General features: G+C 69.4%; 14 protein-coding genes. 8 read left to right on the forward strand and 6 right to left on the reverse strand.

The features are described from left to right. Positions 1-158: 158 nt before the first annotated feature. Both EX20_RS10615 and EX20_RS10620 read left to right on the forward strand, forming a co-directional pair. Positions 159-1076, forward strand: coding sequence for a LysR family transcriptional regulator (locus EX20_RS10615; RefSeq protein ID WP_011882118.1), 918 nt, complete (start codon positions 159-161; stop codon positions 1074-1076). Between the two features lie 143 nt (positions 1077-1219). Further along, complete coding sequence (locus EX20_RS10620) at positions 1220-1969, forward strand: SDR family oxidoreductase (protein WP_034193500.1); 750 nt, start codon at positions 1220-1222, stop codon at positions 1967-1969. Between the two features lie 56 nt (positions 1970-2025). On the opposite strand, the gene EX20_RS10625 is transcribed toward EX20_RS10620, so the two are convergent. Next, positions 2026-3672, reverse strand: coding sequence for a glycoside hydrolase family 32 protein (locus tag EX20_RS10625; protein ID WP_034193501.1), 1647 nt, complete (start codon positions 3670-3672; stop codon positions 2026-2028). 154 nt (positions 3673-3826) lie between these two features. Beyond that, positions 3827-5407 carry a glycoside hydrolase family 68 protein gene (locus EX20_RS10630; protein WP_034193502.1) on the reverse strand — a complete coding sequence of 527 codons (1581 nt, stop codon included), beginning with the start codon at positions 5405-5407 and terminating at the stop codon, positions 3827-3829. A gap of 182 nt (positions 5408-5589) precedes the next feature. On the opposite strand from EX20_RS10630, the gene EX20_RS10635 reads away from it, so the two are divergent. The 5 genes from EX20_RS10635 to EX20_RS10655 all read left to right on the forward strand — a co-directional run bounded on the left by EX20_RS10635 (position 5590) and on the right by EX20_RS10655 (position 10790). After that, a complete protein-coding gene (locus EX20_RS10635) occupies positions 5590-6603 on the forward strand; it encodes a LacI family DNA-binding transcriptional regulator (RefSeq protein WP_034193503.1) in 1014 nt (337 codons plus the stop codon). 423 nt (positions 6604-7026) lie between these two features. After that, entirely contained in the window at positions 7027-7713 is a 687-nt protein-coding gene (locus EX20_RS10640; protein WP_034193553.1) for a type 1 glutamine amidotransferase domain-containing protein, read from the forward strand. 148 nt (positions 7714-7861) lie between these two features. Then, positions 7862-8971, forward strand: a complete 1110-nt coding sequence (locus tag EX20_RS10645) for an NADH:flavin oxidoreductase/NADH oxidase (RefSeq protein WP_034193504.1) — start codon at positions 7862-7864, stop codon at positions 8969-8971. A gap of 139 nt (positions 8972-9110) precedes the next feature. Then, the gene (locus EX20_RS10650) at positions 9111-10181 is read left to right on the forward strand and encodes an AI-2E family transporter (RefSeq protein ID WP_014724958.1); all 1071 of its coding nucleotides are present in this window, start codon (positions 9111-9113) and stop codon (positions 10179-10181) included. 234 nt (positions 10182-10415) lie between these two features. After that, positions 10416-10790, forward strand: a complete 375-nt coding sequence (locus EX20_RS10655; protein ID WP_011882126.1) for a hypothetical protein — start codon at positions 10416-10418, stop codon at positions 10788-10790. A gap of 60 nt (positions 10791-10850) precedes the next feature. Here the strand turns inward: EX20_RS10655 and EX20_RS10660 are convergent, their stop codons facing one another. Then, positions 10851-11645 (reverse strand): SDR family NAD(P)-dependent oxidoreductase, encoded by a 795-nt coding sequence (locus EX20_RS10660; RefSeq protein WP_014724956.1) that lies wholly within the window; start codon positions 11643-11645, stop codon positions 10851-10853. Positions 11646-11804: 159 nt separating this feature from the next. Here EX20_RS10660 and EX20_RS10665 point away from each other — a divergent pair, with 159 nt between their 5' ends. Continuing rightward, positions 11805-12653 (forward strand): AraC family transcriptional regulator, encoded by an 849-nt coding sequence (locus tag EX20_RS10665; protein WP_034193505.1) that lies wholly within the window; start codon positions 11805-11807, stop codon positions 12651-12653. A 57-nt stretch (positions 12654-12710) separates the two neighbouring features. On the opposite strand, the gene EX20_RS10670 is transcribed toward EX20_RS10665, so the two are convergent. The 3 genes from EX20_RS10670 to EX20_RS10680 all read right to left on the reverse strand — a co-directional run bounded on the left by EX20_RS10670 (position 12711) and on the right by EX20_RS10680 (position 15536). Beyond that, the gene (locus EX20_RS10670; RefSeq protein WP_011882129.1) at positions 12711-13307 is read right to left on the reverse strand and encodes a LysE family translocator; all 597 of its coding nucleotides are present in this window, start codon (positions 13305-13307) and stop codon (positions 12711-12713) included. Positions 13308-13401: 94 nt separating this feature from the next. After that, positions 13402-14844: a heavy metal sensor histidine kinase gene (locus tag EX20_RS10675; RefSeq protein ID WP_034193506.1), complete on the reverse strand. Its 1443-nt coding sequence runs from the start codon at positions 14842-14844 to the stop codon at positions 13402-13404. Beyond that, complete coding sequence (locus tag EX20_RS10680) at positions 14841-15536, reverse strand: heavy metal response regulator transcription factor (protein ID WP_034193554.1); 696 nt, start codon at positions 15534-15536, stop codon at positions 14841-14843. Before EX20_RS10680 ends, EX20_RS10675 begins: the two co-directional genes overlap by 4 nt. Positions 15537-15732: the final 196 nt, after the last annotated feature.

The following is a 15732-nucleotide window of genomic DNA, read 5'->3' on the forward strand; positions in this document are numbered from 1 at the left end:
TCGCGGATGGGTCGGTGGGCGGACGAGCCATTGCGGCGCGGGGAGGCGGCGGCCGCCCTGCGGTGGATCCCGCCGGTGGATGCCTGCGGTCGATCCGATTGGACCGCCGCTCGCCGCTGCCTTAGGATCGACTCCATTACCGCGACCGGAGTGCCCTCATGCTGTCCGAAGACGAACTCGCGTTGCTCGATGCGATCCGGGCGACCGGTAGCCTGTCGCGCGCCGCCGCGCGGCTCGGCAAGGCGCCGTCGACGATCTCGCACGCGGCGCGGCAGCTCGAAACCCGCTTCGACGCGCTGTTGTTCGACCGGCGCGGCTACCGGCTGCAGCTCACGCCGGCCGGTCAGCTGCTGACCGACGAGGCGGCGCGCCTCGCGCTCGACGTCGCGCGGCTCACGCAGCGCGTGCGGCAGGTCGCGAGCGGCTGGGAGGACCGGCTGTGGATCGTCAGCGACGAGGTGCTCGAGTTCGATACGCTGCTGCCGGTCGTACGCGCGTTCGATGCGCTCGAGTCGGGCGTGTCGCTGCGCTTCACGCACGAGGTGCTCGGCGGCACGTGGGAGGCGCTGCGCGACGGCCGCGCCGATCTGGTCATCGGTGCGACCAACGAGCCGCCGGCCATCCCCGGCTTCAAATGGTTCGAACTCGGGGCGATGGAATGGGTGTTCGCGGTCGCGCCGCGCCATCCGCTCGCATCGGTGGCCGGGCCGCTCAGCCGCGACGCGATCGGCGCCCATCGCGCGGTCGTGGTCGCCGATTCGTCGCGCCGGGCCGTCGGCCGCGCGTACGGGCTGCTCGGCGGCCAGTCGCTGCTCGCGGTGCCGTCGATGCGCGCGAAGATCCTCGCGCAGCGCGACGCGCTCGGCGTCGGCTGGCTGCCGCGCCGACGCGCCGCGACGCTGCTGGCGCGCGGCGAGCTGCTCGAGAAGGAGACCGCCGATCCGCGCGAACCGAACGTGCTGTACGTCGCGTGGCGCGGCGACCGCGACGGCCGCGCGCTGCAATGGTGGCTGGAACGGCTGCGCGAGCCGCGGCTCGCGCAGCGGTTGCTCGACGGAATCGACGTGACCGGGTGAGGGCGCGACGCGCGGCGCAAAGTGCGGCTCCATCGACTCGTTCGACGTTTTCGAACGTGTTCGTCGTGCCGCTCGTACGGCACGGCCGGGCGACGCGCGCATCCTGTGTTCACGGTCAACTCACCGGTTCACAGGAGAACATCATGCAACGCTTCGAAGGAAAGACGGTACTCGTCACGGGCGGCAACAGCGGCATCGGCCTGGCGGCCGCACGGGCATTCGCGGCCGAAGGCGCGCGCGTCGTCATCACCGGCCGCGACGAGCAGACGCTCGAAGCGGCCCGCGCGACGCTCGGGCACGGCGCGCTCGCGATCCGCAACGAAGTCGGCAGCGTCGCGTCGGCGCGCGCGCTGGCCGACGCGCTCGGCGCGGCCGGCGTGCGGCTCGATGCGGTGTTCGTCAACGCGGGCGTCGCCAAACTCGCGCCGTTCGCGGACACCGACGAGGCGCTGTGGGACCTCGTGTTCGACACCAACGTGAAGGGCGCGTATTTCCAGATCCAGGCGCTCGTCCCGCTGTTGAATCGCGGCGCGTCGATCGTGATCAACGGCTCGATCAACGCGCATATCGGCATGCCGGGCTCGTCGGTGTATGCGGCGAGCAAGGCCGCGGTCAATTCGTTGGCGAAGACGCTGTCGACGGAGTTGCTGCCGAACGGCGTGCGCGTGAACGTGGTGAGCCCGGGGCCGGTCCAGACGCCGCTGTACGGCAAGCTCGGGCTCGACGCGGCGACGCTCGACGAGACCGCCGACAAGATCAAGGGGCTCGTGCCCCTCGGCCGGTTCGGCACGCCTGACGAAATCGCTTCGACCGTGCTGCATCTGAGCGCGCCCGAATCGGCGTTCATCGTGGGCGCGGAGATCATCGCGTCGGGCGGGATGGGCTTGCTCTGAGCGCGTGGCCGGCGCAGCGGCATGCGTGCCGCTGTGCCGGCCGGGCGTTCGTGTCGCTAGCGCGCAGAAGCCACGCAGTCGCCTTCGCCGGCCCGGTCGTGCGCGCCGAGCGGCGTCACCGTCAGTCCCGAGAACGTCGCAGTGCCCCGTTCGACGAATACCGAAACCCGGTCCGCGTCGGCGGGCGGGAAGACCACGTCCGTCAGCACCGTGCGGCCGCCGTTGGCAAACACTTCGACGGACCCGCGATCGACGATGATGTCGAGTCGCAGCAAGCCGTTCTCGAGCGGCAAGGCGACGATGTGCTGGCGGCTGAAGGTGGCGGCGAAGTCAGGTGTGCCGGAGCGTGAGCGGTCGAGCGTCAGCGTGCGCGCGGCGGTGTCGTACACGATGCGCGTGCCGATCGAGCCGTCCGCCGACGCCCGCACGACGACGCCTGCGCGGGCCGCCTGCCCAGGTGCGATCGTCACCTCGATGCGTTGTGCGACGCCGCGGGTGGCCGGCGGCAATGCGCGCGCGGCCGAATCGACTTCCAGCGTGCCCACGTGCACCGCGGGCCGCCGGTCGGCCCAGCCGGTGAATGCAGCGGCCGGCGTGACGACGAGCGTCGGCTCCCCGTCGATCGTCTCGAGTGCGAGTTCGCGCGGCAACGTCATCGCGCCGCGCCACGGCGCGGTCGGCGATTTCGCCGCGTAGTCCCAGTTGCTCATCCACGCGATCGCGAGCGGGCGGCGGCCCGGCGCACCGGAAAACGTCCCGGCCGCGTAGAAGTCGGCGCCGTGATCGACCCAGCGGAATTGCGCAGGGTCGGAGCCGGCCGGGGCGACACGGTCGGGAACGAACGTGCGGCCGTCGAACTCGCCGACGAAGTACATCGCGCCGGAGCCGCCGGCAATCGACCACGGATTGACGTTGACGATCATCACCCACTTGATGTGCCGCGGATCGTCATCGACGGGCAGCGGCACGAGATCGGGCATCTCCCACAGCGCGCCGGCATGCGGCACGCCCGGCAACGTGAAGTCGCTCAGGAACGACCAATGGATCAGGTCGTCGGAACGGTAGAGCTTGACCACCTGCGCGTCCGCGACCACCGTCGTCATCAGCCAGTAGCGCCCCGGCGCGTACCACGAGACCTTCGGGTCGCGGAACGCCTTCGATTCCGGATCGAGCGTCAGTACCGGATTGTGCGCGTACGGTTGCCAGCTTGCGCCGTGGTCGAGGCTGTACGCGATCGACTGCGCCTGGGTGCCCGGCGGGTGCCCCGAACCTTCCTTGTAGACGCTCGTGTACACCGCGATCAGCGGCGTGTCGCCCGGCGTGCCGAGGCCGGAAGTGTTGTGCGGGTCCGCGACGATCGAGCCGGAGAAGATTTCCTCGGTCGCGTTCGCGCGCATGGCGACCGGCTGCTCGTGCCAGTGGACGAGGTCGGTGCTGGTCGCATGGCCCCACGACATGTTGCCCCAGTCGGCGCCCAGCGGGTTGTACTGATAGAACAGGTGATAGCGGCCGTTCTCGTAGACGAGGCCGTTGGGGTCGTTCATCCAGTTGCGTTGCGGCGTGTAATGGAATGCGGGCCGCCATTGCGGCGTGCCGTCGGCGGGCGTTGCGGTGCAGGCGGCGCTCGCCGCCTGTACGCCGGCCGAGCAGGCGAGCAGGAGTCCGGCGAGCCGGAGGAAAAAGCAGGGGAAAGTCGATGTCATGCGAGAGGCCGGGCGTCGTCGTGCGGGGCGGGAGAGAAGCGCGCACGCTGCCGGCGCCGGCTGCATGCGCGTGATGGGGAACGGAAGGCGAGGCGCACGCGCGACACGCGCGACGTGCGCCTCCGCAGCAGGCGGCGTGTGCCGCCTGAGCCCGTTACGGCCGCGTGCCGGGGCCGCCGTCGTTGTGGCCGGCGCCCGTCGCCGGCAGATTCGACGGAATCTCGCCGTATCCGCCGAGGCCGCCGCGGCCGTAGCTGCGGTCGACCGCCGTCGACGTGCCGTTGATGTTCACCTTCACGGTCGGCGCGAGCGTGCCGCCGCGGCGCGGGCCGATCGCGTCGATGAACGACTCGACGAGCCCGCCCGGCATCACGTAGTGCGAATACGACTGGAATTCGCGCGGATTCTGATTCGGGTCCTGCGCATACGGGGCGCCGGCCGGTGCGGAGAAGTCGGTCGGGTTGCCGAGCACGAGGCCGCTGCCGCCGTTCAGCGGCTGGAAGTCGCTGCGGATGCCGTTGCCGACGAAGCCGTAGACGCCGTCGGGGCCGTCGACGCCCGCGGCCATCGTGGTGCGGTGGCTGATCGTGAACAGGTAGTACTTGCCGTCCTTCAGATAGATCTGCGGGCGCTCCGTCTGGTCGTCGACGCAGTTCGCCGACAGGATCGGCGGCAGGAACTTCCACTCGGTGAGTTGCGGGTCGGTGGCCACCGCAAGACCGACGTTGGCCTTTTGATACACTGCGCCCGCGTTCATCACGGCGTTGAGGTCCTCACGGTACGGATCGTTCGGCGCGTAGCCGAGATCGGCTTCCGTGCAGGTGCGTGCGCCGCGGGGGCCGCCGGTATTGCCTTCGAACACCATGTAGGTCTTGCCGGGGTGTGCGGGATCGGTGAACACGAACGGGTCGCGGAACGAGAAGTAGGTGTTCTGCTGGCCGGTCTGGTAGTAGTTGCCGTCGGGCTGCAGCAGCGCCTTGTGGTCGTCGAAGCCGGTGAACCACACATGCTTGTCGTCGGCATGGATATGGCCGTCGGCACGCGTGATGATCGCCTGCGGCGGCGTGATGTCGGCGCCGCCCGGTGCCGAGCGGTTGAACGACGTCGCGGTGTAGTACAGGCTGACGTTGTCGCCATGCGTGAGGCGCGCGGAGCCCGACCATTCGGCGTTGTTGGTCATCGGCGACGTGCCGAACACCTTCACGCTCGCCCCGTCCGGGAACAGATGCCCGCCCCAGATCCAGCCGCCGTTCGCCGGCCGCAGCGCTGCCGGCACGCCCGCGCGGCGATAGAAGAAGCCGATGCGCGCATGCACGTGGCGGTCGTCGAAGGTATAGCCGGCGTGCGGGTCGGCGGTCAGCGAGAAGATGACTTCCCAGCCCTTGTAGCTGAGCTGGTTCGCGCGCAGGTCCGCCAGCGGCCAGGTGTCCCACACCCAGACGTCCGAGTTGATCAGCGGGAAATCCTGCGGGATGGCGGGCATCGTCAACGCCTGCGGCAGCGAGTTCCGGTCGGCGCCGGACGTGTGCGACTGTGCGACGATCTGACGGATGTCCGCACGGGTCCAGCGCATCGTGAAGTTGCTCTCGGGGTCATGCGCCTGCTGCGTGTGAGGCGTGGGCGCGGGTGCGCCGGCGGTCTGCGCTTGCGCAGCGCCCGCGAAGGCGGCCAGTGCGGCGCCGGCGAACAGCAAACGTTTGGCCGCGGTCGCGCGGCAAAAGGGAAAGCGTGTCATGGCGGTGAGTTGTCCCGTTGACGGTAAAGGTGAACGAATGACGGCGGCATCGATGTCCAAACCGGTTTGGATACTATTTCAAACCGGTTTGGTCGTCAAAAGATAATTTTTTGACGGTATTAATTGCTGTCCGGAAATAATTGCCGCGCCGCTGGTGGGGCGCGACTCGAGCGAGGAGCAACGTGAAGGTGAATCTGAAGGCGCTGTCGGATGCGCTCGGGCTGTCGCGCACGACGGTCAGCCGTGCGCTGAACGGCTATGACGACGTGAGCGAGGCGACCCGCGAGCGTGTGATGAGGGCTGCGCGCGAACTCGGCTATGTGGCCGACCCGACCGCACGCCGGCTCGCGACGGGGCGGGCCGACACCATCGGCATCGTTTATCCGTTCGGCGCGGGCGATCTGGGCGACCCGCGTTTCGGCGAAGTGGTCGCGGGCGTGACCGAGCGGCTCGCGGAACGCAATCTCGACTTCATCATCGCGGCCGCGCGGCCGAACGCGGAACTGGACACCTATCGGCGCCTCGTCGAAGGCAAACTCGTCGACGGCTTGATCGTTGCGCGCACACTGGTCGACGATCCGCGGCTCGCCTACCTGCGATCGAGCGCGTTTCCGTACGTCGCCTACGGCCGCACCCGCGTCAGCGAGCCCTATGCGTGGTTCGATTTCGACAACGAGGCGGGCGCGCGCGACGCCGTGCGGCGGCTCATCGGCCTCGGTCATCGCCGTATCGCGATGATCAGCGCGCCGCTGGCGCTCAATTTCGCGATGCAGCGCCGTGCCGGTTATCTCGCGGCGCTGCGCGAGGCGGGCATCGAGCCTGATCCGGCATGGCAAATCGAATGCGCGTTTACGCGCGACGGCGGACGCGAAGGCGTCGAGGCGCTTCTCGCCGCATCCGAACCGCCGACGGCGCTGCTCGTCGACAACAACATCGCCGGCTGCGGTGCGTTTCGCGCGCTGGTCGAACGCGGCCTGCGCCTCGGCCACGACATGTCGTTGATCGTCTACGACGGCGTGCCGCCCGATGTCGCGCTTCCGCATCGCGTGACCGCGGTGGTGCAGCCGACCGGCCATACGACCGGGCGCGCGCTGGCCGAGCTGATGCTCGGGCTGCTTGCCAATGGCGTGCACGGGCAGCGGCTGGAGCACCCGGTGGTCGAGATCGGCGACACGGACGGGCCGCCGCCAGGCTGAGCGGTGCGGCGACGCGGCGGTGCGAGGCGAGGGCGAGCCGCCGGTCGTCGGCCCGGTGGAGTTCGCCCGCTCCACAAAAGCCATGACATCGACAGGGTGTAGTCGACGCGACTAGACGACCGGTCTAATTCGCGACTATCATCCCGTCTCGACAGTGCAACGAGACAGCCGCCATACAGGCCTGTGCGCCGAAGTCCTGTCGATCTGGGCGGAACTTCCGTCTTTTTTATGCCTTTCAACTAGACGACTGGTCTAATAGCCAGGCAAACATATTCTGCGTGGACGGGCACGTTGCCGCGCGGCGACGGCCTAACCGGCAGGCGCCAAGTCGTCGCCGGCAGCGACAAGCGGCACGCGCCATGCGCGACATCGACCGCCGCCGCGACGCGGCCCGATCCACCCGATTCGAAGGAGTATCCGATCATGAAGATTCTGGTTGTCCTGACCTCGCACGACACGCTCGGCGACACCGGCAAGAAAACCGGCTTCTGGCTCGAGGAGCTGGCCGCGCCGTACTACGCGTTCAAGGATGCGGGCGTCGAGCTGACGCTCGCGTCGCCGAAGGGCGGCCAGCCGCCGCTCGACCCGAAGAGCAGCGATCCGTCCGCGCAGACGGACGCGACGCGCCGCTTCGACGCCGATCCGGCCGCCAAGGCCGAACTGGCGGCCACGCGCAAGCTGACCGACGTGTCGGTCGACGACTACGACGCGGTGTTCTACCCGGGCGGCCACGGCCCGCTGTGGGATCTCGCCGAGGATCTGCATTCGATCGGCCTGATCGAGCGCGCCCTGTCGGCCGGCAAACCGGTCGCGACCGTCTGCCACGCGCCCGGCGTGTTGCGCCACGTGAAGGACCCGGCCACCGGCGAGTCGGTCGTGCGCGGCAAGCGCGTGACCGGCTTCACCAACAGCGAGGAAGCGGCCGTCGAGCTGACGGAAGTGGTGCCGTTCCTCGTCGAGGACATGCTGAAGACCAACGGCGCGCAGTTCGAGCGCAGCGCCGACTGGGCGCCGCACGTCGTCACCGACGGGCTGCTGATCACCGGGCAGAACCCCGCGTCGTCGGCGCCCGCGGCCGAGGCGCTGCTCGCGAAGCTCGGCCGCCAGTAAGCGCGTACCCGGCGCGGCGATTGTCGCGCCGGCTCAATTTGCGCCGGCGCGCTTGGTTCGCGCGCCGGTCGCCCCAAAACGTTCCGCCGTGCGCCTCGCACGGCGGCTCACCCCGTCGTTTTGCCTGACCAACACAAAGGAGTGGTGGATGTCTGCCCTGTTCGAACCGTTCAAACTCAAGGATGTCACGCTGCGCAACCGTATTGCGGTGCCGCCGATGTGCCAGTACGTCGCCGAGGAAGGCGTCGTGAACGACTGGCATCACGTTCATCTGGCCGGCATCGCGCGCGGCGGCGCCGGTCTCGTGATCGCGGAAGCGACGGCCGTGGCGCCGGAAGGCCGCATCACGCCGGGATGCGCCGGCTTGTGGACCGATGCGCAGGCCGAAGCATTCGCGCCGTCGGTCGCGGCGATCAAGGCGGCCGGCGCGGTTCCCGGCATCCAGATCGCGCATGCGGGCCGCAAGGCGAGCGCGAACCGTCCGTGGGAAGGCGACGACCACATCGCGGAAGGCGACCCGCGCGGCTGGCAGACCATCGCGCCGTCGGCGATCCCGTTCGGCGCGCATTTGCCGAAGATGCCGCGCGCGATGACGCACGACGACATCGCGCGCGTGCAGGCCGATTTCGTCGCGTCGGCGCAGCGCGCCCGCGACCTCGGCTTCGAATGGCTCGAACTGCATTTCGCGCACGGCTATCTCGGCCAGAGCTTCTTCTCGGTTCACTCGAACCAGCGCGCCGACGAGTACGGCGGTTCGGCCGAAAACCGCGGCCGCTTCCTCGTCGACACGCTGAAAGCCGTCCGCCGGGTATGGCCCGAGCATCTGCCGCTGACCGCGCGTCTCGGCGTGATCGAATACGACGGCCGCGATGAAGAGACGCTCGCCGAATCGATCGCGCTCGTGCAGCGGATGAAGCAGGAAGGGCTCGACATGCTGAGCGTGTCGGTCGGCTTCTCGACGCCGGATGCGCAGATTCCGTGGGGGCCGGCGTTCCTCGCGCCGATCGCGCAACGCGTGCGCCGCGAGACCGGCCTGCCGGTGTCGTCCGCGTGGGGCATCGACACGCCGCAGCTCGCGAATCGCGTCGTGGCCGAGCAGCAGCTCGACCTCGTGATGGTCGGCCGCGCCCATCTGGCCGATCCGCACTGGCCGTACTATGCGGCCAAGCAGCTCGGCGTCGAGCGTCCGTCGTGGACGCTGCCCGCGCCGTACGCGCATTGGCTCGAACGCTACCGCGTCGCCGACAAGGTGGCCTGAGCCAGAGCGCGAGCACGCGCCGTGCATTTGACAATGCTTGGCAAGGCGCGTGCCTCGCGTCGCGACATCGATGGATAGAATGGCGGTTCGTGCAGGCATGCGGCCTGCGCGAACCGCCGTTCCTACTTTCCGAGGTGCCATGACCGCACAGGTCCCGCCGTCAAACGACATCGCCGCGCGGCCGCGCGCACAGCAGATCGCCCGCGTCGTGCTGTATGCGGCGCTGCTGGTGCTCGCGTTGTGGGTGATCCGCGATTTTCTTCCCGCCATCGCGTGGGCCTGCGTGATCGCGATCGCGCTGTGGCCGCTGTTGAAGCGCTTCGAATCCAACCGCTGGTTTCGCGACCGGCCGACCCTGATCGCGACCGTCGTCACCGCGGGCGTCTCGCTGCTGGTCGTGCTGCCGGTCGCGATCGCGCTCGGCCAGGCGATCGCGCAGGCGCACGACCTGCGCATCTGGCTGCACTCGATCCAGGACAACGGCATCGCGCTGCCCGACGTGGTGAGCCGCTTGCCTTACGGCTCCACGCAGATCGCCGACTGGTGGCAGGCCAATCTCGGTCACCCGCTGCACGCGGGCACGGCGATGCATGGCGCGAACGGCGAGAAGGTCATCGCGTTCGGGCGGCAATTCGGCACGAAGCTCGCACACGCGCTGTTCGAATTCGGCTTCATGCTGGTCACGCTGTTCGTCATCATGCGCGCCGGCCACCAGCTGTCGGGCGCGTTGCTGCTGGGCGCGCGGCGTGCGTTCGGACGCGGCGGCGCCGCGCTGATCGAGCGGATGGTCGCGGCCGTGTACGGCACCGTGACGGGGCTCGTCGTCGTCGGGCTCGGCGAAGGCGCGATTCTCGGCGTCGCGTACGCGCTGGCCGGGCTGCCGCATGCGGCGCTGCTCGGCTTCGTGACGGCCGTGGCGGCGATGCTGCCGTTCTGCGCGCCGATCGTGTTCTGCGGCTCCGCGCTGTGGTTGTTCGTGCAGGGCGCGACGGCATGGGCGATCGTCGTGCTGGCGCTCGGCATCGTCGTCGTGTTCGTCGCCGAGCATTTCGTGCGGCCGGTGCTAATCGGCAACTCGACGCGGCTGCCGTTCCTGCTGGTGCTGTTCGGGATCCTCGGCGGCGCCGAGACGTTCGGGCTGATCGGACTGTTCGTCGGCCCCGCGCTGATGACCGTGCTGACGATGCTGTGGTCCGAGTGGGTCGCATGACGACGGACGCGCCGGCCGGCGCGTCGGCGCGCTGCGCTCGCGCGGGCGCATGTGCAGGCCGCATGTGCAGGCCGCGTGGCGGCGCAACGATGCATGACGATTCGCTCGCGTGCCGTGCGGCGTCGGCCGGCGCGCCGGCCACCTGTCTGTAGATTTCTTTTCGATCCGGACCCAAAGGTCGAGTAGCATGGGGCTTTCGATCACGCCGGCATGGCGCAGCAGGTTTCCCCGAGCATGCGATTGATTCCGTTGTCCCGTCCCGCCGCGACGCTGTCCCTGGCCGCCAGTTGCCTGATGCTGCATGGCTGCGCGTGGTTCGACTCGTGGCTGCCGTTCTCGTATTCACGCACGCCGTTGCCGCGCGCCGCATCGCGGCACGGCGCGACCCGCGCCGACGTCGTGCGCGCTGCCGGCAACCCGCGCAGCGTGTGGATGGTCCGCAACGGCAGCGGCGTCTGCTACAACTACTTCATCGAACACGGCAACGAACACCGGCCTTATTTCGTCGTGTTCGACAAGGCCGGCGCGGTCACGCGATCCGGCTTCGACACCTGCATGGATGCCGACCGCAAGGGCATGCTCCAGTCGCACAAGGCCGCCGCGCGCTAGTACGACGGCAAGGCAGACGGCAAGGCGCAAGGCCCGCCGTCGTGCGCTGTCACACTGCCGTCACGCGATCGTGTCTACCACGCCGCCGTCGACGCGCAACGCGGCGCCCGTCGTCGCCGACGCCTGCGGCGAGCAAACGTACACAACCAGATTCGCGACTTCCTCGGTGGTCGCCGGCCGCTGAATGATCGAGCTGGCGCGCTGGCTGCGCACGAAATCGACCGCGACGTCGTCGATGCTGCGGCCGGTTTCGTCGGCGGTCTGCTTCAGCAACGCGCGCACGCCTTCCGACATCGTCGGGCCGGGCAGCACCGAATTGACCGTCACGTTGGTGCCGGCCGCGAGCTTCGCGAGCCCGCGCGCGATCGCCAGCTGCGCGGTTTTCGTGAAGCCGTAATGAATCATGTCGACCGGAATGTTCAAGCCCGATTCCGACGAAATGAACACGATGCGCCCCGTGTTGCGCGCGAGCATCCCCTTCAGGTAGTGCCGCGCGAGGCGCACGCCCGACATCACGTTCATCTCGAAGTAGTGCGACCACTCGTCGTCCGCGATGTCGAAGAAGGGCTTCAGCCCGTAGATGCCGGCATTGTTGACGAGGATGTCGGCGTCCGGCGTGTGCTGCGTGACACGTGCGACGCCTGCGGCGTCGGACAGATCGGCGGCGACGCCGTCGAATTGCGCGCCGGGCACCGTGGCGCGCAACTGTGCGAGGGCGGCTTCGACCGACTCGTCGCTGCGCCCGTTGACGATCACGCGCGCGCCCGCACGCGCGAGCCCCTCGGCGATTGCCAGCCCGATGCCGGCGGTGGAAGCGGTGACGACCGCGGTCTTGCCTGTCAGATCGATGTGCATGAGCGTACCGGTGAAAGAAGGAAGGGAGCCGCCGCGTGCGCCGCGGCGGGTGGAACCCAAAGCTTAGGCGATTCGGCGGCAACGCGTCCGTTCGCTGTTGCGCCGCGCCGCGCAGTCTTGTACGGTGTGCGTTTGCCGTCCGAACCGGGAGCCTGTCGCGTGAGCCGTTCCGCCCGTCCTGCCGCCGTGCCGTCGCCGTTCTGGCGCGACACCGCATTGCCGTTCATCGAGGCGCGCAGCGTCGACGACGGCCGGTCGATCTGCTACGCGAAGCACACGCACGACACGTTTTCGCTCGGCGCGATCGTCGGCGGCACGAGCACCTATCTGAACGGCGCGCGCAAGGATCACGTGGGGCGCGGCGTGCTCGTGATCGTCGATCCCGAGCAGGTGCATGCGTGCAATCCCGACGGCGCCGATCCGTGGGCATACCGGATGGTCTACGTGGACGTGCCGTGGCTCGCGCGTCTGCAGCATTCGCTGGGACGCAGCCCGAACTGCGATTTCCACGGCTTCGCCGCGAAGGCGACGCAGCGGCGCGACCTGTTCGCGCAGTTCGGCGGCTTCTATCGCACGCTGGTCGCGGCCGAGGTCGATCCGCTCGGCAAGGAAAGCGCGGCGGTCGAGTTCTTCACCGCGCTGCATCGCGCGCTCGACCGCGCGTTGCCGGCCGGTCGCCGGCCGGGCGCCGACAACGCCAAGCTCGCGCGCGCGGCCGACTACATCGCCGCGCATTGCCGTCAGGCCGTCACGCTCGATGCGATCTGCGCGGCCGCCGGCCTGTCGCCGTCCTATCTGATCCGCGCGTTCAACGCCCGTTACGGGATGACGCCGCACGCATTCCTGATCGACCGGCGCGTGCAGTACGGCCGCGCGGAGCTGCGGCGCGGCCGGTCGATCGCCGACGTCGCGCTCGATGCCGGCTTCGCGGATCAGGCGCATTTCCAGCGCGCGTTCCGCCGCATCGCGGCCGCGACGCCGGGCCAGTATCGAAGCGCGGCGAGTTGAGGCGAGCAGTGCGGCCGTCATCATCGACGGGCGGCCGCATGCAACGAAGCGCCGCCGCTACACGTCGAGCAGATACAGCGCGCTGCCGGCGAGCAGCAGCGCCATCGCGCGGTTGAACAGCCGCATCCGGCGCGCGTTCGCGAGCCGTTCCCGCAGCGCGGCGCCCGCGTACGCCCAGCATGCGATCGACGCAAAGCAGATCACCAGATACAGCGCCGCGAACTGCCACACCTGTGCGCGGTCGCCGTCGGCCGCATAGGCGCCCATCGCCGCCACACAGGCGAGCCACGCCTTCGGGTTGAGCCACTGCATCGCGGCGCCTGCGGCCGCCGACGGGCCAGCCGCGTCCGCTGCATGCGGGTCGGCCGGCAGCCGGCCGTCGTCGAGCGCGAGCCGCAACGCGAGGTAAAGCAGGAACGCGATACCCGACCACTGGATCGCCGTGGTCAGCATCGGCCAGCGCGCGAGCGCGGCGTGCATGCCGAGGCCGATCAGCAGGAACAGCGCGACGAAACCGAGCGTCGCGCCGGCCGCATAGCGCAGGCTCGCGCCAAGACCGTGGCGTGCGCCCGCGCTTAGCGCGACGATGTTGACGGGACCGGGTGTGATCGACGACGCCAGCGCGAACGCGGCCATCGAAACCAGCATGCTCATCAGGTGTCTCCATGCGACAGGTTGAAAGTCGCATCGAGACTACGGGCGCCGCGTCGGCCCGTATTGAAGAAAACTGCCCTCGGCGCGCGGACCGTCAGCGCAGCGCGCGCGATGCCTGCGCCAGCACGGGCGGCCCGTCGGCCTCGACGCCGCGCGCGGGAGCGCGGCCGTCCGCATGTATCGCCACGGAGAAGCCGAACGTGTTGACGCCGCCCGAGCAGGTGACGAACACGCCGCCGCCGTGCATCTCCGCGACGGCCTTGACGATCGACAGCCCGAGCCCGTGGTTCTCCTTGCTGTTGGCGCGCGCTTCCTCGAGCCGGTAGAAACGCTCGAACACGTGCGCGCGCTGCTCGCGGTCGATCGGCTCGCCGGGGTTCGCGACCGACACGTCGACGAGCGTGTCGCGGCGCGCGATCGTGACGGTCAGCGTCGCACCGGGCGCCGAATGCTGGATCGCGTTGATCAGCAGGTTCGTCATCGCGCGCCGGAACAGCGACGGATCGACGGCCGCGCGCGCATCGCCGTGCAGCTGCACGCGCAATTGCGCCTCGTCGAGCGGAATTTCGAGGAAGTCGAGCATGCGCCGCACTTCGTCGGCGAGCGACACGTGCTTCAGGTCGGTCGCGCGCTCGCCGCGATCGCTGCGCGACAGGAACAGCATGTCGTTGATGATCACGCGCAGCCGTTCGAACTCTTCGAGGTTCGACTGCAGCGTCTGGCGCATCCGGTCGACCGAGCGGTCGCGGCTCGTCAGCGCCACCTGCGTCTGGCCGATCAGGATGCTGATCGGCGTGCGCAGCTCGTGCGCGACGTCCGCGTTGAACGCCTCGAGCCGCGCGTAGGTCTGCTGGATGCGTTCGAGCGCGCCGTTGAACGATGCGGCGAGCTCGCGCAGCTCGGTCGGCAGCGCGTCGGTGTGCAGCCGCTGACGGCGGCTGGTCGCGCTGACGGCCGCCGCGTCCAGCGACAGACGCTCGAGCGGCGCGAGCCCGAAGCGTGCGACCGCGCGGCCCAGCAGCAGCGTGACGGCGCTGGCGATCGCGATCAGCGCCGCGAGCGTCCACGCGAAGCGGCGCAGCATCCGCTGCGTGCGTTCGCACGACGACGCGACGATCAGCTTCAGGTCCGGGCGCTCGCCGCTGCCGGCGATCGGGATGGTCTTCGTCATCACGTCGTAGCTGCTGTGGTTCAGCGCGTACTGCTGGAATGCGCCGAGCGGCGGGCCGACGGGCACGCCGTCGACCGGGCGGCCGAAGCGGAAGTCGGCGTCGGGGCTGTCGATCTGGTAGCGCGTCGATCCGTCGGGCGGTTCGAGGTCGGCGAGCTTGTCCTGCATCAGCCGGCCGCGCATCGCCGTGGTCGCATGCGACACGATCATCTGCGCGACCTTCGCGCGCGTGTCGATCGTCGCGCGCAGCTCCGCGAACAGCTGGCGTTCCATCACTGCGAACAGCCCGCAGCCGACCAGCGAGAACACGAGCAGCGACACGATGCCGAACATCGCCGCCAGCCGCAGCGTGATCGAGCGCTTCATGCGTGCCTCTCGCTGTCGCCGTCGTCGCGCGCCTCGAGCACGTAGCCCATGCCGCGGATCGTATGCAGCAGCTTGTCCGTGAACGGGCCGTCGAGCTTCGCGCGCAGTCGCTTGATCGCCGTCTCGACGACGTTCGCGTTGCTGTCGAAGTTCACGTCCCACACCAGCTCGGCGATGGTCGTCTTCGACAGCACGTCGCCGCTGCGCCGCGCGAGCACGCCGAGCAGCTGGAATTCCTGGGCGGTCAGGTCCAGGCGCGTGCCGTCGCGCGTCGCGCGGCGGCCGATCAGGTCGACGCGCAGATCGCCGATCGAGATCAGCGTCGATTCCTGCACGCGCGCGCGGCGCGTGAGCGCGCGCAGCCGTTCGATCAGCTCGAGGAACGAGAACGGCTTGGTCAGATAGTCGTCGGCGCCGCCGCGCAGCCCGCGCACGCGATCGTCGACGCGGTCGCGGGCGGTCAGCATGATCACGGGCGTCTGCTTCTGCCCGCGCAACGCGCGCAGCACGCCGAAGCCGTCGAGCTTCGGCAGCATCACGTCGAGCACGACCACGTCGTAGTCGAACTCGACGGCCTTCCACGCGCCGTCTTCGCCGTCGAGCGCGGTGTCGACGACCCAGCCTTCCTCGGTCAGGCCGCTCTTCAGGTATTCGACGACCTTCGGTTCGTCTTCGACGATCAGGACTTTCATGGACAGGTTCGCGTAACGGATTGAGGGCCGGCGTGCGCGCCGGGCTGCACGGCCGCGGTGCCGGGCCGCGACGGCGGCGCGATGCGTGCGATTTCGGTCGCGCTCGGTGCCGCGATGCTGCATGACTAGCCGCTGCAACGACCGTGCGGCGGCGCCTTGCGCGCGCGTGCCGCGAGCCGCAAATCGACGCGCGGAC

Source organism: Burkholderia sp. WP42, assembly GCF_000745665.1.
Taxonomy (GTDB): domain Bacteria; phylum Pseudomonadota; class Gammaproteobacteria; order Burkholderiales; family Burkholderiaceae; genus Burkholderia; species Burkholderia vietnamiensis.